The organism is Actinomyces ihuae (assembly GCF_001457875.1).
GTDB lineage: Bacteria > Actinomycetota > Actinomycetes > Actinomycetales > Actinomycetaceae > Pauljensenia > Pauljensenia radingae_A.
This window is the reverse complement of the sequence record NZ_CZPX01000005.1, coordinates 1,276,732-1,295,630: the sequence shown is the minus strand read 5'-3', so window position 1 is coordinate 1,295,630 and position 18,899 is coordinate 1,276,732. Positions and strand designations below refer to the sequence as shown.

Sequence of the window (18,899 nt, the reverse complement as noted above, 5' to 3'; positions counted from 1 at the left end):
CCCCAATCAACATGGTGCTAGGCGGATGTCCTAGCGCCTTTTCAGCTCCTCCATAATCATCGGAAGCTTCTTGTCGATGTCATAGAAGTAAAGAATCACCGCTTGAAGAACAAAAGTGATGATCGGAATATAAATGAATGACCACAAAATCGCACTTAACGCGCCACCACTCTGAACCGACGCAGCACCGTCGTACCCTCCCATGGCAAGAATCCAACTCATCAGAGCCGCTCCGATTCCGATACCGAGCTTCTGCGCAAAGCTACCTGAGCTGTAGAGCAAACCTTCCGAGCGAATACCCGTCTTCCACTCGCCGTACTCGATCGTATCGGGGAACAGGGCCCAGACGATTCCTAGAAGTGGAACTTGACCAACACCCTTAACGATTTGAGCCCCCATTGCAACAGCAAAGCTGGCAGGAGCAATTGCCATTACTACGAGGCCAACAACTGAGACCAAAATGCCAACCATCATCAATTTGGTCTTACCAAATCGTTTGATCAGTTCTGGCAGGAACAAGAATCCGACCATCACTGGGACTAGATATGCCCAAGTCAAAACTGAAACCAGTTGCTCGTTTCCAAGAACCCACTTGCAGTAGTAAACCAATGCAGACTGATTCAGCGCGTAACCGATACTAAAGACGAGGAAAAACACTGTTGCCAGAATCCAATACTTATTGGCAAACATTGCTTTCAAACGCGCATTAAAAGGCACATTTTCGTTCCCTTCATCACGTAGCGCTCTGATCTCGCGCGTTCCTGCGACAGTGAACCAAAACAAAAGCACCGATAGACTCGTCAAGATCGCGAACGCGATGACCCATGCGCGTTGATCGTCACCAAGGCGCTTCACCAAAGGAAGGGTTACCGTCGTGACCAGCAGGAAGCCTATCTGAGCCATGAACATCCGGAAAACATTCAGCTTAGCCCGTTCATTAACGTCGCGAGTCATCAGCGCGTTAATTGTGCCGTAAGGAATACAAACGGCAGTAAAGGCAATTGTCATTAGTAGGTAGGTAACGTAAGCGTATATCAGCTTTCCCGAAATTGACGTATCAGGCACGGCGAAAAGGAGAGTTGAACAAGCAGCAAACGGTATCGCTCCGAATAACACCCACGGGCGCGCTTTCCCCCACCTTGTATCAGTCTTATCAACCAAAGCACCGACGATCACGTCCGTGACCCCGTCGAAAATTCTCCCAAACAGCATCAAGGTGCCGACCGCAGCAGCTGGAATTAGCGCAACGTCAGTGTAGAAATAAATGATGAACATTCCCAAGGCTGCCCACGTAATGTTGACAGCCATATCTCCTGCACCATATGCTATCCGGTTCCAGGTTTTTATCTCACCCTTAAAACCGTAAATCCTAGCGGAATTATTACCGATAGTTTCGGTCATTTTGCCACCTCAACTGTGACTACAGAGAAAGAGGCCGGAGGAAGTTCAAGGACGGAAGAGTCAAAGTCTTTTAGCTCCTCCATCGAAATTTCCTCCGGGTTATCAAAGGTATTAACGCTCGTTAAATTCTTTCCTACAAGCCTACGCACACTCTTGATTGCAAATTTGCTACCGCTAACTTCAATTTCAAGTGGCTCCGATTTCTCGAGGTTCGAATTCAACACGAACAGTGTCATTTCACGATTGTCAGAGTCGTACACAACGGCCGAATAGACTGATGGGATTTCCCGTCCCTTAACCAAGCTCTTAGAGCACTCTAAGCGATGAGAGAGAACCTCTCCATGGCCACGCTCGGTAAGCTCATGAAGCGGATACCAAATAGCCTGTCGAAGAATTCCCCCGTCATTCTTGGTAGTGATAGGAGCGATCGCGTTAACTAGCTGCGCAAGACAAGCAATCTCAACTCGATCAGCGTGGTTTATCAAGGTCATGCCCAAGCCAGCAAAGGTTACAGCATCAAGAAGAGAGTATTTCTCTTGAAGAATAGGCGGAGCTTCTTCCCATCTCTCTGCAGAAGTTACCTCGAGTTCTGTTGCACCAAGAAGATCACTCGGACCGTTGATTTTGAGATCTGAGAAATTCCAAACATTCCATTCATCAAGACAGATGGGGATTTCCTTATCCTCGTCACGCTTACCCTTCACAAAATCTAAGACAGCCTCAGAGTTTTTCAGATGCTGATGCAGTTCGTGCCATGAGTGGATGAATTCTTCGGCACTACTATCGCTTCTCGATGCGTAAAAGTGAGTAGAGATGTAGTCGATATGCGGGTAGAGCTTACTCAGAACAATCTTGTCCCATTCGAGGTATTCTGGCAGCACATGATACGAACTACCACAAGCAACGAGCTTAATGTCGTGATCTACCCACCGCATCATCTTCGCCGTCTCAAGTGCTTTATCCGCATAGTTATCTGCACTAAGATGGCCGGCTTGCCAATCTCCTTCCATTTCATTTCCTAGGCACCAGTATTTGATACCGTAGGGCTCTTCATGACCATTCTGTCTGCGAAGGTCACTCCAGTATGTGCCACCAGGATGATTGCAGTATTCTACGAGCTCTGCAGCTTCCTTAGGAGTGCCGGTTCCGAGATTCACGGCTATCATCGGCTCTACGTTTGCTTTTCGCGCCCAATCAATAAAGTCATCAATTCCAAATTGATTGCTTTCTACGGTTGCCCATGCAAATTCAAGTCGTCTCGGACGCTTTTCCTTAGGTCCAATACCATCTTTCCAGTTGTAATTCGAAACGTAGTTTCCACCAGGATAGCGAACAAGGCTTATATCAAGTTCCTTTACCTCATCGATCACGTCTTGCCGCAGGCCATTGTCATCTGCGGTCGCATGATCGGGCTGATAAAGTCCCCCATAGATGCATCGGCCCAGGTGCTCGGTGAACGATCCCCATATCAATTCATTGATGTTAGCGTTCACATACTTAGGATCAACATGTAGTCGCGCCATTGAAGCCTCCCATGATTTACGAAGTGAGCTAGATTCTCGAGTCATACACTGCGGAGATCTACATTGTTCCGCCAGTGAAGTTAACGATAACATGCCCGTGCAGATAAATCCAGCAGGCCCCTCCCCTCTCGACGATCCTCGAGTTGAGGATGGATAACTACGGGATTCCGTACAGGTCTAACCACCTTTGTCAGATGAGTCCCGACTGGTCAACGATGTCGATCGCTGAATCAGCGAATCGCAAGCGAGGCGACGCATCCCCTGCCCAAGCAGCACTTCGGGACGCACTCCTGCTCAGTTGGAGATTAACCGGTATTGGTGATCTCGCCAAAAACGTACGAAGGTTATTCTAGGCAGCGACATCACCGCATAACCTCGGCGTACCTGTCAGCGAGCGTCGGCGCGCGTGGCCGCCACCTCGTACAACGCGATGCCCGTGGCAACCGACGCGTTCAAAGACTCAACGGTGGAGCTGATCGGAATCGACACGATCTGGTCGCAGGTGTCGCGCACCAGGCGTGACAGTCCAGCCCCTTCCGCACCCGTGACAATAACCAGTGGCTCGGTCGACAAGGGCAGGCGGCGGATCGACTGGTCACCCCCGCCGTCCAATCCGACCACGAAGTACCCGGCCTTTTTGGCGACACGCAGAAACTGTACAAGGTTGGACACCTGCGCAACCGGGACGCGCGCGGCTGCACCAGCGGACACCTTCCACACGGTGGCGTTCACACCTGCCGAGCGGCGCTGCGGAATCACCACGCCTCCCGCGCCAAATGCGCCAGCAGCACGCAACGTCGCACCCAGATTGTGCGGGTCCGTCACCTGGTCAAGTGCCACCACCATGGGCGGCTCACTCTGCTGAAGCAGGTCACCAAGCAGTTCGTCTGCATCCGCATAGTCGTAGGCGTCCACCTCGGCAGCTACTCCCTGATGCACGGCACCATCCGTTGCAACGTCCAGGTCGCGCCTGGTCACTTCAATCACCGGCGCTCCCAGAGAGGATGCTGTGCGGATCACGGATTCGAGTCGCTCATCGGCCGTTGTGGTCGGTGAAATGAAGACGCGCAGAATCGGCACGCCTGCCTGAGCTGCTTCGGCAACGGGGTTACGCCCACAGATTAGCTCGTGGCCTTCGGGAATCTTGATAGAGGTCCTGGAGCGGGCACGTGCCAGCGCTGCTTCCTGTTGCTCACGCTTTTCACGGGCAACTTTGCGCTTGTGGGCGGCGTGGTAGACGCGATCCTCAGCTTTCGGAGTGGGGCCCTTACCCTCCAGACCCCGGCGTGAATGGCCGCCGGTTCCTACGCGTGGCCCCTTCTTGGAGTTAGGTTTGCGGATGGCTCCACGTCGACCGTAATTACTTGCCATCTGTTGACTCCTGCCTTCTTATGCTGATCGCGGGCTTGAGCACGGCTGCACATACGGATGCTACGTGAGGTGCTCAATGGATGCTTCCAGCCGCCTCACCTGGTGATGTGGCGATTCGCGCCGTGCAAGTCCTTCACTTTATCGTACGGCCCGCCCCACATTCGAGTGCATTTTCGTGGATCCTTGCCACATTTGTGCCGCTAGGCGCCGGCGTCGCTGTGTGAACCCGCAGCACGACGCTCCGCGTGCCATCTAGTCTTGCCGTCTTAGCTGTGCCGACCAAGCTGTGCTGGCGAGAGCTGGTGTGCGCGGCGAGAAGGTTTAGTCGGCTGCCAGGTGCCAGGTCGCACCGTCTTTGCCGTCCTCCACCGTGATGCCGGCTTCGGTCAGCGTGTCTCGCAGCTGGTCGGCTCGCGTCCAGTCTTTATCTGCTCGGGCTTGCGCACGCTCGTTCAAAATACCGGTCACAAGATTGTCGAGGGCGTCCATTGCGCCGTTTGATCCGCTGCCGTTCGTGCCTGTCGTTGCTCCAGTTTCCCCGCGAGTGGTGGCCTTCCACTGATCGGACAGGGGATCCACGCCCAGCAGATCCAGCATGGATCGCACGAGGACGTGTTCGCGGCGAATCGCCTCTGTGTCGCCGCTGGCCAGGGCCTGGTTACCGACTTTGAGGTGTTCGTAAATCACGGCGAGGGCGCCGGCGACGTTCAGGTCATCGTTCAAAGCATTGACGAACCCTTCAGGCAGATCTTTCTCCCCCAGCTGCAGTTCTTCGACGGTTGCTTCGCCTGCAGCTTCCGCACTCTTGAGAGCAAAGGTAATGAACTTTTCAGATGCCGCTTGAGCCGCCGGCAGCGTGTCGGGTCCCCACTCCAAGGCTGAACGGTAATGCACTGTTGACAATGCCCAGCGCACAGCCAGAGCGGGTGCCTGCTGCGTCAGCGCATCCACGGACAGAACGTTGCCCACGGATTTCGCCATCTTCTCACCCTTAATGGTGACCCAGGCATTATGAACCCACATGCGGGCAAATCCCCATCCGGCTCCGTGTGACTGTGCCTGCTCGTTTTCGTGGTGCGGGAATCGCAGGTCAATGCCGCCCCCGTGGATGTCGAATTCTTCGCCCAGGTAACGCTTCGACATAGCCGAACATTCCAGGTGCCAACCCGGCCGCCCTCGTCCCCACGGAGAATCCCACGAGGCGGTGGCTGGTTCGCTGGGTTTGGCAGCCTTCCACAAGGCGAAGTCGCGCGGATCGCGTTTGCCTGCTTCGACATCCTGGTCGATCTGCGCGTCATCTTCCGTAGAACGCATATCGTCCAGTTTCTGACGGGTCAGCGAGCCGTAATCTTCTTGCGAATGAACGTCGAAATACACATTGCCCTGGCCGTCCACGTACGCATGTCCACGTTCAATCAGGCGCTCCACCAGCGCGATCTGGTCAGGGATGTGGGCAGTGGCGCGCGGCTCAAAGGTGGGTGGCAGCACGCCGAGGGTCGCATACGCATCGGCAAATTCGCGCTCGAATCGAGACGCCCACGCCCACCACTGCACTCCTGCTTCAGCTGATTTGGCGAGGATCTTGTCATCAATGTCGGTGATGTTGCGAATGTAGGTCACCTGCGTGCCGTTGCGGCGCAGCCAGCGGATCAGCGTGTCGAAGGCGACCGCGCTGCGCAGGTGCCCGATGTGCGGGGAGCCCTGCACGGTGGCACCGCACAGGTAAATCCCGACGTGTCCGGGGTGGACAGGCTCCAGCGGAGCCAGTGCGGCCTTCTTCGAATCGTGCAGATACAGCGTCATGCCTCTTATCGTAATGCGCCGCGCGCGCATTCCTCATCTTCGTCCTGCGATCCGCGCCCGCCCGAGGGTTGCCATATGCGCCACCGGCCCCTCTTCCGCCGACGCGCTGCAACCCACGCGCAATGGGGCTGCCCGCGCCCGTCAGTCTCTGGCCCTATCTGACTTCATCCACGCCCCGCCCTGCGCAGCCCGCCATCCACAGACTGTCGCCTCGACCTATTCTTGCGCGCGAGCTACTTCTATCCTGAGCACCGTAAATCCGACCATTGCAACCACATCTCACTTGGGTACACAGTCCAAACCAGAGGAGCACCGATGCCTGCTGTTGCATTCGACTTTGACAAGATCCTGATCCGATCATCTCGCGACAGACGCATCTCACAAGAAAAAGCCACCTCGATGAATCTCATCGCCTTAGGAAAAGGTTTCTACGTTGCTCGATACATACTGGAGGAGCTACCCGACAAGTGGGCAGTTATCAATTTCATTAATCGGGCGCGAGCATGGATTCTCACGCGCTACCGACACAGCAAATGCATTGTAATTGGCCACGCCGCATGCGTCGTCCACGGCATCAGCACTCTCTCCTCGCTGATAACAATCGATCTCTTGCATCCAGCGCCCCTGAATTCGACCACATCGACAAGTTTTCTGCCCCCGGTCCAGCTGTCTGAAAACGACGTTATCCCAGCGATAACCGTGCGTAGACATAACCGGCAGCTGTTAAGCGAACCGGTCACATTTCCTCATGGGATTCGTTGCTGTTCACTGAAAGACGCCGCTATTTCAACTGGAGTTCTAGACGATACGGCGAATGGCTACGTCGTCATGTGTGGAGTTCTGCGCATCCTGTCTCGCTTCGACCGGCGGGAATACGACATGTCTCGGAAACGAGAGGATGCAGTCCGCAAAGATCTACTTTTACTCGCACGCAAATTGCCTGAACGGACTCGTAACAAGAAACACCTTTCGCACATCATCGAGGGTGCAGACGCCGCGTGTGAATCCGTTGCAGAACGACACCTGTTATGGATCATGCGCGAAGGTGGCATCACGGAGGTCTGCACGCAGATGAAAGTGCTGCATGACGGCTACACGTTCTTCACAGATTTTGGAATTCCAGACCTTCGTATCGCCATCGAGTTTGATGGGCGTTCGAAACACGGAACTGATGCCGACGACATTTTCGCCAGCTTGGAAGCTCAGCAATACCGCCAGAAAAAGCTTGAGGCCGCAGGTTTCACCGTTTTGCGTTTTGTGTGGAAGGATCTGCGCTCGCCTGAACGCATCGTGGCTGAAATTCGCCTCCACATGGAGCGGGCGTACGCACGCAAAGTTCTCTTCAGCAGTTCCGCCGATCGCCAGTTTTCCTCAGCACCGCCCGGATAGTGCAGCTCTCCTCAGCAGCGGGCATACCTCCGCTTTTTCGCGCGTCGTGTCGCGCTTTGCTCTTCTCCCTGCGTCTCCGCGACCCCTTTTCTCGTGCGCTCATGCGACAAATCAGCCGCCGATGCAACACAACACCCTAGATCTTCGTGCCTGCGTTGCACATTCCCCTAAATCTTCACGGTCTTGATGCACATTCCCCTAGATTTAACGCGAAAACTGCACATACCCCTAGCTAAAGTCGGCACCCCAAAAGGACAAAACCTATTTCCACAGGTCAGCCGTCAGTAGCTTCCGGCGGCCTCGAGCCTCACGCGTTAAATCTAGGGGATTGTGCATTTTTACAAGACTTTTTAGGGGTATGTGCACGCGGAGGGTTTAAATCTAGGGGTATGTGCACGCGAAGGGTTTAAATCTAGGGGTATGTGCACGCGGAAGGCCCAATTTCACGAGTATGTGCACGCGGCGAAGTTAAATCCAGAGTATGCGCTGGCGCCAGGGCGGAAGGGCAAACGACGGGCACCGCCCATACCTCGTGACAGCTGCAACTCATCCCGCAGGCGAGGGTGGATACTAAGCTGACCTTATGAGCACCGCGCACCGGACCAATTATTCTCGCAACGCCGCAGCAAGCAACACGGCAGCAAGCAACGCCGCAGCAAGCAACACGGCAGCAAGCAACGCCGCAGCAAGTAACGCCGCAGCAGGCAACGCGCAGGCGCCGCAGGCGTGCCCATTCCGCATCGGCCACGCCATTGACGTTCACGCGTTCGCTGAGAATCCGCACCCTGGCGGCAGCCAGCCGGGACAGGCTGCAGAAAGCTCGCAGGTGCGCAGAAATGATAGCCAGCGAGGACAGACCAGTGACGCTCAGCAAGCGCGCGGAACCGACACCCAGCACATTCACGGAAGTGGCAACGAGCAGCCGCATACCGACGTCTTGATGCTGGCGTGCATGGAATGGCCAGGTGAGCCAGTGCTGGCAGGGCACTCTGATGGAGACGTGGCGGCGCATGCCATCTGCGATGCACTGTTGTCAGCCGCACACCTGGGCGACATGGGATCCAACTTCGGCACGGACCGCCCCGAGTGGAAGGGCGCATCAGGGCGCGCATTCCTCACAGAGGTCCTGCGGATGGTCACGCAGGCCGGTTTTGCGGTTGCGAATGTGAGCCTGCAGGTGATCGGTAACCGTCCTCGGATGGCATCGCGCCTGAAGGAAGCCGAACGCACATTGTCAGATATCGTCGGCGCCCCTGTATCCGTATCGGCCACCACGACCGACGGGCTCGGGTTCACTGGACGCGGCGAAGGGCTGGCAGCGCAGGCAAGCGCACTGATCTACGCAATGTCAGCGGCTCACAGATTCGATTCGTGATTGACGAGGGTGGCCGCGGGCGCCGCGCGCACCGGCACAACCACAGCTGACTGTCATTCGGCAACGAGGGCATTTCTATGGGCACCGTCAGCGAGGGCACACCCTAGCGGCACCGTCAGCGACGATCGGCCTCAAACCGATCTGTGGCATGCTCATATCCGGCACACCTCAGCCGCACCGTCAGCGAGGGCACACCCTAGCGGCACCGTCAGCGCCGATCGGCCTCAGACCCATCGATGGCGAGGGCGAACTCCACCGACGGAGCGGCAGGGTCGACCTTCTCGAGCCTGACCTGCACGCGCTTGCCGGCCAAGGAAGGAGCATCCTCGATTCCCTGAATATCGACGCGTGAAATCACAGCCGGATCCGACACGATGATCTCTGCCCGCTCCTTGTTCACACTGGTGACCACCGCGTCAAACAGCTCGCCTTCATGACCAGCCAGCACCATCGCCTCCAGCGCGGCAACCGCTCCGTTTTCAACGGTGCGCACTTTCTGAGTCGTCTGAGCCATGATGGTGGGCAACTCAGGCAAACCGTCACGTACCCACGTCGGCACGTCAACACCGGCGCAGATCGACAGGCACACTTCCTCACCGTAGCGATCCACCAACCGGCGAAGCGGTGCAGTCACATGCGCATACGGCGCAGCGATCGCTCCGTGGATCGCTTCATCACCGGTGGGTGCCCCCCGGTCAAACGCCGTGTACCCCGCGCCGCGGAACAGTGTGCGCGCCTGGCTCATAAACGCCGCGTGAGCCGGCTCGGCCGAATCGAGCGATCGCACAAAGTCGGGATAGGTCTGCTCAGCGGGCCATTCCAGATCCAGTGCCTCGGCCACGCGCCGCAGGCGGGTAATGTCACGGTCGGTTGCAGGCGGCATGACACGCAAAATACCGATCCCTGCCCGGCGCATCATGTCAGCCGCACACATGCCGGTCAGAAGCGAGATCTGAGCATTCCATTCTTCAACGGGCAGCGTCGCGCGGTACGTCAACTCGAACTGGCCGTCGTCGCGCTCCTCAATTTCCTGCTCAGGCGCGTTCATCGAGATACCGCCGCGTTCGATTTCACGCTGCTCACGAGCCTGACCGACGTGAGCCAAGTTGTCAATAAAGTCAGCTGGAACCACATCAGGCAGGTCGCCCTTGCCGTCGACTGCGCGCTGAACACCGTCGTAGTCCAGTTGTGCCCTCGAACGGATCACGGCCCGCTCCACGTTCGCTTCCACCACGTTGCCGTCATCGTCCAGGTCAATGGTCCACAGGCACGAGGGGCGATCGGCATCCGGAATAAGTGAGGCAGCATCATGGCACAACACATCCGGATGCAATGGCGTGACCTCATCGGGCGCGTATACGGTTGATCCACGCTCACGCACAGCATGGTCCAACGCCCCGTCAGGCCACACGAATGTTGCCAGTGAGGCGATCGCATAGTAAACGCGAAAGGTGGCTCGCCCTGCCCGCGAGGCGCTGCGCTCGCCGTCATCGTCGCCGTCCAGTCGCACGCACGCCACAGCCTGATCCAGATCACGGGAGCCATGCGGGTCGATGGTGACGAACGGGATGTCACGCGCGTCGCGGGCACCCTCGGCAATGAAGCGCTCAACGCCGCTGGAATGCCAATGGGAGGCCGCAAGGTCAGCTTCGTGCTGCGCCTCGTCGGAAAACTCGGTGGGGATCCCGGTCTTGTCGCGCAGGTGGTTCAAGGCGAGCACGACTTGCGAGGGCGGCGCGCTGTACATGCGCAGACGTGGAGCGGACATGTATTTTCCCTTCGTTGACGAGGGCGCCTTCACCGCGCGGCTTCCAGGAACGTGCCTCCAGTATCACCCTTGTGACGGCGTGCTGTCCTGATAAATGTTCAGATGCGCGGATTCCTGGCGAATCGGAATGAGCAGCAGAAGGCCAGCCAGCAGTACCACGACGATGCCGAGAATGCCCCAGTGAGTGGCGTCCACGTCCGGTGGTGTGACGGCGCGCCCCAGTTTGATGGCCAGGTAGTACAGGGCAGGTGAGAGGAAGGAGACGGCTCGGCCGGTCGTGGCGTACAGGCCGAATACTTCGCCTTCGCGACCTGCCGGGATCATGCGCGCCAGGAAGGAGCGCGAGGCCGACTGTGCCGGGCCGACAAAGACGCACAGGATCAGGCCCAGGACCCAGAAGATCGGCTTGCCGAATGAGTGGAAGAAGAACACCAGCAACCCGGAGGTCACCATGCACACCAGGGACAGGATGATGACGCGCTTGGGGCCGATCCAGTCGTCAAGCGCACCGAAGCCAATGGTTGCCAGGCCGGCGACAACGTTGGCGGCAATGGCAAAGAGGATGACTTCGGAGGCGGAAAAGCCGAACACGGACCCTGCCAGGATTGCGCCAAATGTGAACACCCCAGCCAGGCCATCGCGGAAAACAGCCGACGCGATCAGGAACATCAAGGTGTGGCGTGATGTGCGCGCCAGAGACTTCACTGTTGACCACAGCAGCTTGTAGGAATCGATCAGAGACTCATGGGTATCGCTGGTGGACACATTCTTCGGTTTGGGCGGGTTAAGGACGACCGGCAGAGAGAAGACGGCGAACCAGATGGCTGAGACCACCATTGCGACGCGAATATTCAGCCCGTTTTCACCTGTCACGCCGAACCAGCCGACTTCAGGGTTGATGAAACCGACGAAGAGGATCAGCAGCAACACGATGCCGCCCACGTATCCGAGGCCCCAGCCGAATCCGGAGATTCGTCCCATCGCTGACTTATCAGCCAGGTGGTTGAGCATCGCGTTGTAGTTGACGGAGGCGAACTCGAAGAACACGTTACCCAAGCCGAGCAGACCGATTCCCAGCCACAGCGCGCCGGTTGGGCCGAGCGAGGAATTAGGTGCCACGAAGAACATGGCGAGCATGCACAGCACCACCATGGCGGTGAACCAGCCGAGCCACACTCCCCCTTTACCGCGCCGATCAGCACGCTGCCCCGTGATGGGAGCTAGCAGAGCGATCACGATGCCGGCAAGGGTCAGTCCCAGTGACAGGTTCTCGTTGGCAACAACTTTGGGGGCGAACACCCCGTCAGTTGTCAGGTAGACAGAGAAGACGAACGTTGTTGCCACGGCGTTGAATGCGGCTGAGCCCCAGTCCCACAAAGCCCATGAGACCACTTTCTTGTTCCACAGAACCCAGTGGTGGCGTGACCCTGACGGAGGCGTGGAACCTGTCGAGTGTGACGAAGTGGAAGAAGGAGTGGGAGCATGCTCGAAGGACTGCTCGTGTTGTGACATGGGATCTCCTTATGCAAGGGTGCGGCGCGCGCCGCAGACAGATACCTGCGATTGCAAGGTATCACGCATCGGGCGCGTACCCGTGATCTAGACAGGCTTGCGCCAGGGCAATGTCCAACTCGGTGGTCACTTTGAATGCCATCGTGTCGCCCGCAATCGACATCACCGTCAGTCCCAGTGCTTCCACCAGCCCTGCATCATCGGTGGCGGCGCTCGATTCGTCGGCTGCTCTGCTGGCTCCGTACTCGTGAGCACGGCATATGACGTCCCACGTGAAGCCTTGCGGAGTTTGAACAGCGCGCAGGCGTGAGCGGTCAATACTCGGGTCGAGGGGCGATAGCGCATCGTCTCCCTCGTCGATGTGCGTGCCGGTGGCAAGCGGTTTGATCGTGTCAGTTACTGGCAAGGTTGGGATGACGGCATTGGCACCGTTTTCAATGGCTCGGGCTACGCGGCCGATGAGCGCCGGCGGTGTCAGGCAGCGCGCCGCGTCGTGGATCAGGACAGGTGTGCGCGCGTCAGGACGGAACTGTTCAAGGGATCGCAAACCTGCGGCCACAGACGCCTGACGCGACGCTCCTCCCGCGACGACTCGCACGGTGGCAGATAGGTCGGGCAGCGCACTCCCGATGAGTTGTTCAAAATCGACGAGGGCGTCTGTCGGAGCGGTGACCGCAATGTGCGTGATTCCCGCAGCGTCAAGGCCGCGAAGGGCGCGCAGTACCATCGGTACACCGCCAACTTCGACGAGGGCTTTGGGCATGTGCCGTCCCAGTCGGGTGCCCGAGCCAGCTGCGGCCAGGACAGACAGGCGCCTCTTGACAGGTGCAGGTTCTGCTCGAGCAGATTCAGTTGACACAGATTCAGTGAGCGCAGGTTCAGCTGACACGATGCCAGCGTGGTGGGATCCAGGCGCCTGCAATGGCGTCGTTGACTGGGATCGCAGCTGGCTCATGTCAGGATGGTCGCAATTCAGGCGCCGCGCCACTGCCGGGAGGGGCGCGGTGCTGACGGCACTACTTGTCGTCGCCTGATTCGCGAGTGTCGGTGCCGGCGTCGTCGGCACTGTCATCCGTTTCGGCCGATTCAGCCAGGATCGAGTCGAGGCGATCCGATGCTGCTGACTTGTCGATGTCGCGGGCCAGAGCAAGCTCAGAAGTCAGGATCTGGCGGGCTTTCGTCAGCATGCGCTTTTCGCCCGTGGAAAGCTTCTTGCTGGCGTCGCGGCGAGTCAGATCACGAACAACTTCGGAGACTTTGACGATGTCGCCGGTTGCGATTTTTTCCTGATTGGCCTTGAAGCGTCGTGACCAGTTCGTCGGCTCTTCGACATAGGGTGCTCGCAAAACGGAGACGACTTCTTCCAGCCCGTCTTCATCGACGACATCTCGAACGCCAACGAGGTCGACGTTGTCAGCTGGCACTTGAATCTTGAGGTCACCTTGCGTGACGCGCAGTGTTAAGTAAGTTTTTTCCTCACCGCGTATCTTTCGGGTGGCGATCTCCTCGATCGTGGCTGCTCCGTGATGGGGGTAGACGACCGTTTGACCGATGGTGAACGTCATAAAAGAAACTCCTGCTGGTATTAAACAATACCGCCATTCTACCAGTAATCGTGCACACACAGTCAGTGGGGGTGTTATGCTAGCGCTTCGCTCGCTCCACGCCCCTTCGCACGGGGATGCCGGCACACACCTGCGCGCCGTTTTTACTTGCTTTCGTCGCGCGGATTCGACACCAGTTTGTAGCCCAGTCCGCGAACGGTCACCAGGCGGACGGGGTGGGATGGATCCGGCTCGATCCGAGCGCGCAGACGTTTGACATGCACGTCCAGGGTCTTTGAATCACCGATCGTTCCGACTCCCCACACACGATCCATCAGCTGCGAGCGCGTCAGGACTCGATCGGGGTTGCGGGCGAGGAATTCCAGCAGTTCAAATTCACGCAGCGGCATCGACACGGATGTGTCGTCCACCGTGACTTCGTGCCGGTCTACCCACAGGCGGATTGTTCCCACTTCGAGGACTTCTTCTTCATCCTCCAGTGTTCCAGCCTGGCGCCGCAATACTGCACGGATGCGGGCCAGCAATTCACGGTAGGAATACGGCTTCGTGATGTAGTCGTCGGCACCCATCTCCAGGCCGACGATGCGTTCGACCACTTCGTCTTTCGCGGTCACCATGATGACAGGAACGTTGGATACTTTTCTGAGTTTCCTGCACACTTCGGTGCCCGACATTCCCGGCAACATCAGGTCAAGCAAGATCAGATCCCATTTCGGATCGATCGCTTTTTCGAGTCCAGCATTTCCGTCGGATGCTTCGCCCACATCAAAGCCGTCCCGACGCAGGTTGTAGGCGAGTGGCTCACGGTAGGAGGCTTCATCTTCGATTATCAAAATTGCCGTCATGATTATCTTGCGTCCTTGTCTTTACGCTCGTCTCCATTTTCACCGATCTCTGCTTCAGGTAACACTAGCGTGAACGTTGATCCGCGACCCGGGAGGGATGCAACGGTCACTGTTCCGCCGTGATCACTGGCAACATGTTTGACGATTGACAATCCCAGTCCTGTCCCCCCTGTTTCACGTGAGCGTGCCGTGTCGACTCTAAAGAAGCGTTCAAAGATGCGTTGCTGATGCTCAGATGAGATGCCGATACCGGTGTCGATGACGCGAATGCAGATTCGTTCCTGGTTGCGTACCGCGTCGACACGCACCCATGAATCCGGATGCGAGTACCGCACAGCGTTATCGACGAGGTTTCGGACCGCCATCACCAGCATGTCCTTATCTCCCCACACGTAGGCCTCGAGCGCAGGATCCGGTCCGCGTAACTCGATGCGTGCCTGCTCGGCGGGGAATTCTTCCTGATGGAGCGCTTCGCTGATCACTTGCTTGACGCTGACGAGGTCGGGCGAATCCAGAGCATCAGGTGATTGCAGGCGCGACAGGTCGATAATGTCCTGCACCAGTGTGGACAGTCGTTCCGATTCTTTCGACAGTCGGCTCGCGAAGTAGGCAACTGCTTCAGAATCGTCAGAGTTTTCAGCGATCGTTTCGGCCAGAAGTCGCACAGCTCCGACAGGTGTTTTCAGCTCGTGCGACACGTTCGCAGTAAAATCGCGGCGCGCAGCCTCGTTGCGTCGTTGGATCGTCAGATCCTCTGCCACGATCAAGAGGAGGTCACCGGGCAGCGGGGCCACCCGTACTCGGAAGAACAGTTCCGCTGCTTCAGGAAGGTCGGAGCGTGGCAGCGTCATCTCAGTGGTCAGCGGGACTCCCTCGGCCCGCACGCGTGCGGCAACTTCAATGAGGGCAGGGTGCGTCAGTTCCTGGTGACGCGCCAGGCCTTTGGCATACGCTTTGGCATCAGCGCGGACAATCTTGTTGTCCGCGTCAACGACGATCACGATGCCGGGCAGAGCGGAAGTCATGGCGAGCAGATCGACAGGCGGCTGGGTGTACTGCGGATCCACTCCATTTTCGACGTCCTGTTGACGCTGAGACAGCCGGAAGGCTCCTACGCCGACAGCGCCGACGAGGACACCCAGCAGCGCGACAACGATGAGAGTGATAGCGTCCAACACAGACATAACTGTATCGATCTGTTTGCCTCTTCGTCACCACTCGTGACGGGCCATCTGCAGATTTCCTGCAACAATACCCGAAAAGCAAGCAGGAGTTAACCAAAAATTAACCCGATATGCACACACTTGGCACTTATCTTTGGTGGACTTAAACAGTTACAGTGGATTTTTCGTGAAGGAGACATTGTGCGCACTGTATATCGACAGGAACTGACGCAGCTTGGACTCGATTTGGAGAGGATGAGCTCCGGTGTCACCGTCGCGATTGAACGCGCAACGCAGGCCCTGCGCGAAGGTGACATGATCAAGGCGGAGCAGACAGGCGACGCTGATGACCGCCTCGACCAACTGTCCCGTCACATCGACGAAACCTGTGTGAGCCTTCTGCTGCTACAGGGCCCCGTTGCATCCGATCTTCGCCTGATTGTTGCGGGCCTGAGACTGACTCAGACGATGGAGCGTCAGGGCGACCTTGCGGCCCACCTGGCTTTGATCGCACGCAACCCCCACCAGGAGCCGGGGATTTGCCCACAGGCTCGACCGCTCATCACCAAGATGACGGACGCGGCCGTGCAGATGGCACACTCGATGGAGAAGGTTGTCCAGACCCAGGATCTGAACCTGGCCCGTCGTATGCATCGCGATGACGACATTCTCGATGACCTGCAGATCGAGGCTCGCCGCATGGCAACCGATGACGACAATGATCTGACTCGCGCTCAGGTGATCGACGTGACGCTCGCGGCCCGCTTCCTGGAGCGCTTCGGTGATCACGCTGTTTCCGTTGCAGACCAGGTGATGTACATCGTGGAAGGCGCACAAACCGCCTAAGCGGAACTGCCGAATCTATATCCGGCGAACGCGGAGCTCACACACCGTATTACCCCGCTGACGCCTTCAACATGCGCATAAAGGCTGGTGCCCCACCTCCTTGGGAGGTGGGGCACCAGCCTTGAGGGTGGGAACCCTCGTGAATGAAACTTACTTGCCCTGGTTTGCTACGGCCGCGATCTTGGCCTCAGCATCGGGATCAAGGTATGTGCCGCCCTTCTTGACGGGTTTGAGGGTTTCCTCGTCAAGCTCGTAGACCAGCGGAATGCCGGTCGGGATATTCAGGCCGGCGATGTCGTCGTCGGAGATATCATCGAGGTGCTTGACGATGGCGCGCAGTGAGTTGCCGTGGGCTGCAACCATCACGGTCTTGCCGGAGCGAATCGCGGGAACGATGGTGTCATTCCAGTACGGCAGCAAACGGGCCAGCACGTCCTTGAGGCATTCGGTCAACGGAATCGGCTCGCCTGCATAGCGCGGGTCGGCGTCCTGCGAGAATTCCGAGCCCTTTTCGATCTCCGGCGGCGGCACATCGTAGGAACGGCGCCACTGCATGAACTGTTCCTCGCCGAACTCGTCGCGGATTTCCTTCTTGTTCTTGCCTTGCAGAGCGCCATAGTGACGCTCGTTAAGGCGCCATGAACGCTCCACGGGAATCCAGTGACGGTCCGCGGCATCCAGGGCCAGGTTGGCGGTCTGGATGGCGCGACGCAGCATCGAGGTGAACAGCAGGTCAGGCAGGATGCCGGCTTCCTTGAGAAGCTCTCCTCCGTGCGTTGCCTCTGAGCGACCCTTTTCTGACAGGGGTACGTCAACCCAGCCGGTGAAAAGGTTCTTTGCATTCCATTCGCTCTCGCCATGGCGGAGCAATACCAGTTTGTATGTCATAGTCCTATTCTCACAAAGATCGTGCCCGCTGTCACGGGACCCTTCGACATCACTTCACAGCGTCGGCAATACGAGCCACTCAACAACGGCCGGTCGCCGCCTGAGCGGTTGTCCTTCACCTCATCGGCAGCTCTTACTGATGCGCCTGACGGTACTGCTCGACAATGCTGGCGGGGATACGTCCGCGCTGTGACACCTCAAGACCCTCATCCTGCGCCCACTGGCGAATCTTCGCTGAATCGGACGCACCGGCGGTTGCACCGCTGCGGCGAGTGACAGCCCGGCCACCGGTCCGGCGCGCATGGCGAATCCACTGCGCGAAATCGTCTTCGATCTTGTTCGCGTGTTCAGCATTCAGATCGATTTGGTAGGAAATGCCGTTGAAGGCAAAACTAATCGTCCGTTCAGCTTCAGAGCCATCGATGTCGTCGACCAAGAAAACCTTTGTCTTTTTCATTGAAAGTATTCCTTCTGCAGAATCCAATTCCGACAATAAAAAGAGTAGCACTTCAATCGGTTTTCATTTATTTGAATTCATCTGGCAATGTGGCGTGAACCGTTTTCTCACATCAACCGTTCTCTCGTATCAGCCGTTTTCTCGTATCAGCCGCTTCCTCACATTAGGCACTTTCTCAGATCGCTGACAAGTTCATGGTGAACACCAAAATCGGGCAGAACCTGCTACCAGGTTCAGGGACTGTTCAGGGGATTCCCCTATGGCGTTTAACTTCCATTCCGTGCGATGATCACCATGTGAATTCATTGAAGCACCGGCCTGCGCCAGACTGTTCGACGTTGTCGCATTCCCTGAGCTTTTCAGGCCTGTCGCAATGAGCTCCTTTTGGTCCTTTATCAGCGGCATCGAAGCCGCCATCGTTTCATTTTCCGATCAGCCGCTTTCCCTCGTTCTGTGCGTCCTGGCATGCTGGGGTGACGGGTTCTTCCCCGTCCTTCCCTCTGGTTCGGTTATCAGCGCCCTGTCGGCAACTCCGGCATACCGTGAACCTGTGTTCCTGACATTCCTCATTGTGTGCTGTGCCTGCGCGGCACTTGTAGGCGACCTTACAATGGCGACGATCGGTCGACTCTTTCCTGAAAAGTCCCGTCGTCTACCGAAACTCAATATGAGGTTAAGTGCAGTAACAGAGCGCCAATGGAGAATTCTCCTGTCGACGGGTCGATTCGTCCCCATTGTGCGAATTGCGATTTTTTTCAGCGCGGGGAAAATGCGCATACCTTTCCGCCATATTGCGTTACTCGATGCACCCGCCTGCCTTATCTGGTCTTGCATCTACGGCCTGAGCGGAACAATCGGTGCACGTATTTCGACTTCACCACTGATATCGATGGCATGCGGAATTGTCTTAGGAGCTTTGTGCGCAGCAATTCTGACCCGGATTGCTCAATACCTCCATTCCCGCCACGCGAAGGTTACTAATCAGTCCTGACA

At 57.3% G+C, this 18,899-nt stretch carries 16 protein-coding genes; 4 read left to right on the top strand and 12 right to left on the bottom strand.

Features of this window, described 5'->3' with window-relative positions; genetic code table 11:
- Positions 1 to 30 precede the first annotated feature (30 nt).
- The 4 genes from BN3002_RS10295 to cysS all read right to left on the bottom strand — a co-directional run bounded on the left by BN3002_RS10295 (position 31) and on the right by cysS (position 6,098).
- A complete protein-coding gene (locus BN3002_RS10295; protein WP_058237752.1) occupies positions 31 to 1,401 on the bottom strand; it encodes an MFS transporter in 1,371 nt (456 codons plus the stop codon).
- The gene (locus BN3002_RS10290) at positions 1,398 to 2,924 is read right to left on the bottom strand and encodes an alpha-N-arabinofuranosidase (protein ID WP_058237751.1); all 1,527 of its coding nucleotides are present in this window, start codon (positions 2,922 to 2,924) and stop codon (positions 1,398 to 1,400) included. Before BN3002_RS10290 ends, BN3002_RS10295 begins: the two co-directional genes overlap by 4 nt.
- A 387-nt stretch (positions 2,925 to 3,311) precedes the next feature.
- Entirely contained in the window at positions 3,312 to 4,295 is a 984-nt protein-coding gene (gene rlmB / locus BN3002_RS10285) for a 23S rRNA (guanosine(2251)-2'-O)-methyltransferase RlmB (protein ID WP_058237750.1), read from the bottom strand.
- A 321-nt stretch (positions 4,296 to 4,616) separates the two neighbouring features.
- On the bottom strand, positions 4,617 to 6,098 hold the full coding sequence (gene cysS / locus BN3002_RS10280) for a cysteine--tRNA ligase (protein ID WP_058237749.1): 1,482 nt from the start codon (positions 6,096 to 6,098) through the stop codon (positions 4,617 to 4,619).
- Between the two features lie 315 nt (positions 6,099 to 6,413).
- On the opposite strand from cysS, the gene BN3002_RS10275 reads away from it, so the two are divergent.
- Positions 6,414 to 7,487, top strand: coding sequence for an endonuclease domain-containing protein (locus BN3002_RS10275; RefSeq protein WP_058237748.1), 1,074 nt, complete (start codon positions 6,414 to 6,416; stop codon positions 7,485 to 7,487).
- 583 nt (positions 7,488 to 8,070) lie between these two features.
- Complete coding sequence (gene ispF, locus BN3002_RS10270) at positions 8,071 to 8,862, top strand: 2-C-methyl-D-erythritol 2,4-cyclodiphosphate synthase (RefSeq protein WP_082628656.1); 792 nt, start codon at positions 8,071 to 8,073, stop codon at positions 8,860 to 8,862.
- Between the two features lie 208 nt (positions 8,863 to 9,070).
- On the opposite strand, the gene BN3002_RS10265 is transcribed toward ispF, so the two are convergent.
- The 6 genes from BN3002_RS10265 to BN3002_RS10240 all read right to left on the bottom strand — a co-directional run bounded on the left by BN3002_RS10265 (position 9,071) and on the right by BN3002_RS10240 (position 15,736).
- Positions 9,071 to 10,630: an RNB domain-containing ribonuclease gene (locus tag BN3002_RS10265; RefSeq protein WP_058237747.1), complete on the bottom strand. Its 1,560-nt coding sequence runs from the start codon at positions 10,628 to 10,630 to the stop codon at positions 9,071 to 9,073.
- A 63-nt stretch (positions 10,631 to 10,693) separates the two neighbouring features.
- Complete coding sequence (locus BN3002_RS10260; RefSeq protein ID WP_082628655.1) at positions 10,694 to 12,142, bottom strand: MFS transporter; 1,449 nt, start codon at positions 12,140 to 12,142, stop codon at positions 10,694 to 10,696.
- Positions 12,143 to 12,203: 61 nt separating this feature from the next.
- Positions 12,204 to 13,097 carry an IspD/TarI family cytidylyltransferase gene (locus BN3002_RS10255; protein ID WP_082628654.1) on the bottom strand — a complete coding sequence of 298 codons (894 nt, stop codon included), beginning with the start codon at positions 13,095 to 13,097 and terminating at the stop codon, positions 12,204 to 12,206.
- A gap of 61 nt (positions 13,098 to 13,158) precedes the next feature.
- Positions 13,159 to 13,707: a CarD family transcriptional regulator gene (locus BN3002_RS10250; RefSeq protein ID WP_058237746.1), complete on the bottom strand. Its 549-nt coding sequence runs from the start codon at positions 13,705 to 13,707 to the stop codon at positions 13,159 to 13,161.
- 143 nt (positions 13,708 to 13,850) lie between these two features.
- Positions 13,851 to 14,552 (bottom strand): response regulator transcription factor, encoded by a 702-nt coding sequence (locus BN3002_RS10245; RefSeq protein ID WP_058237745.1) that lies wholly within the window; start codon positions 14,550 to 14,552, stop codon positions 13,851 to 13,853.
- Positions 14,553 to 14,554: 2 nt separating this feature from the next.
- Complete coding sequence (locus BN3002_RS10240; RefSeq protein ID WP_058237744.1) at positions 14,555 to 15,736, bottom strand: sensor histidine kinase; 1,182 nt, start codon at positions 15,734 to 15,736, stop codon at positions 14,555 to 14,557.
- 180 nt (positions 15,737 to 15,916) lie between these two features.
- Here BN3002_RS10240 and phoU point away from each other — a divergent pair, with 180 nt between their 5' ends.
- The gene (phoU, locus tag BN3002_RS10235; RefSeq protein WP_058237743.1) at positions 15,917 to 16,561 is read left to right on the top strand and encodes a phosphate signaling complex protein PhoU; all 645 of its coding nucleotides are present in this window, start codon (positions 15,917 to 15,919) and stop codon (positions 16,559 to 16,561) included.
- A 150-nt stretch (positions 16,562 to 16,711) separates the two neighbouring features.
- On the opposite strand, the gene BN3002_RS10230 is transcribed toward phoU, so the two are convergent.
- Together BN3002_RS10230 and BN3002_RS10225 are read right to left on the bottom strand one after the other, a co-directional pair.
- Positions 16,712 to 17,449, bottom strand: a complete 738-nt coding sequence (locus tag BN3002_RS10230) for a phosphoglyceromutase (RefSeq protein WP_058237742.1) — start codon at positions 17,447 to 17,449, stop codon at positions 16,712 to 16,714.
- 133 nt (positions 17,450 to 17,582) lie between these two features.
- The gene (locus BN3002_RS10225) at positions 17,583 to 17,906 is read right to left on the bottom strand and encodes a histone-like nucleoid-structuring protein Lsr2 (protein WP_058237741.1); all 324 of its coding nucleotides are present in this window, start codon (positions 17,904 to 17,906) and stop codon (positions 17,583 to 17,585) included.
- Between the two features lie 373 nt (positions 17,907 to 18,279).
- Here BN3002_RS10225 and BN3002_RS11040 point away from each other — a divergent pair, with 373 nt between their 5' ends.
- Positions 18,280 to 18,897 carry a DedA family protein gene (locus BN3002_RS11040; RefSeq protein ID WP_074026239.1) on the top strand — a complete coding sequence of 206 codons (618 nt, stop codon included), beginning with the start codon at positions 18,280 to 18,282 and terminating at the stop codon, positions 18,895 to 18,897.
- Positions 18,898 to 18,899: the final 2 nt, after the last annotated feature.

Excerpts from the sequence above, each read along its gene's own strand:
- BN3002_RS10290 (WP_058237751.1), bottom strand. The coding sequence starts at position 2,924 with ATGGCGCGACTACATGTTGATCCTAAGTATGTGAACGCTAACATCAAT.
- BN3002_RS10275 (WP_058237748.1), top strand. The coding sequence starts at position 6,414 with ATGCCTGCTGTTGCATTCGACTTTGACAAGATCCTGATCCGATCATCT.
- BN3002_RS10240 (WP_058237744.1), bottom strand. The coding sequence starts at position 15,736 with ATGTCTGTGTTGGACGCTATCACTCTCATCGTTGTCGCGCTGCTGGGT.
- BN3002_RS11040 (WP_074026239.1), top strand. The coding sequence starts at position 18,280 with ATGAGCTCCTTTTGGTCCTTTATCAGCGGCATCGAAGCCGCCATCGTT.
- BN3002_RS10250 (WP_058237746.1), bottom strand. The coding sequence starts at position 13,707 with ATGACGTTCACCATCGGTCAAACGGTCGTCTACCCCCATCACGGAGCA.
- BN3002_RS10260 (WP_082628655.1), bottom strand. The coding sequence starts at position 12,142 with ATGTCACAACACGAGCAGTCCTTCGAGCATGCTCCCACTCCTTCTTCC.
- BN3002_RS10230 (WP_058237742.1), bottom strand. The coding sequence starts at position 17,449 with ATGACATACAAACTGGTATTGCTCCGCCATGGCGAGAGCGAATGGAAT.
- cysS (WP_058237749.1), bottom strand. The coding sequence starts at position 6,098 with ATGACGCTGTATCTGCACGATTCGAAGAAGGCCGCACTGGCTCCGCTG.
- BN3002_RS10265 (WP_058237747.1), bottom strand. The coding sequence starts at position 10,630 with ATGTCCGCTCCACGTCTGCGCATGTACAGCGCGCCGCCCTCGCAAGTC.
- BN3002_RS10295 (WP_058237752.1), bottom strand. The coding sequence starts at position 1,401 with ATGACCGAAACTATCGGTAATAATTCCGCTAGGATTTACGGTTTTAAG.
- BN3002_RS10225 (WP_058237741.1), bottom strand. The coding sequence starts at position 17,906 with ATGAAAAAGACAAAGGTTTTCTTGGTCGACGACATCGATGGCTCTGAA.
- BN3002_RS10245 (WP_058237745.1), bottom strand. The coding sequence starts at position 14,552 with ATGACGGCAATTTTGATAATCGAAGATGAAGCCTCCTACCGTGAGCCA.
- rlmB (WP_058237750.1), bottom strand. The coding sequence starts at position 4,295 with ATGGCAAGTAATTACGGTCGACGTGGAGCCATCCGCAAACCTAACTCC.
- BN3002_RS10255 (WP_082628654.1), bottom strand. The coding sequence starts at position 13,097 with ATGAGCCAGCTGCGATCCCAGTCAACGACGCCATTGCAGGCGCCTGGA.
- ispF (WP_082628656.1), top strand. The coding sequence starts at position 8,071 with ATGAGCACCGCGCACCGGACCAATTATTCTCGCAACGCCGCAGCAAGC.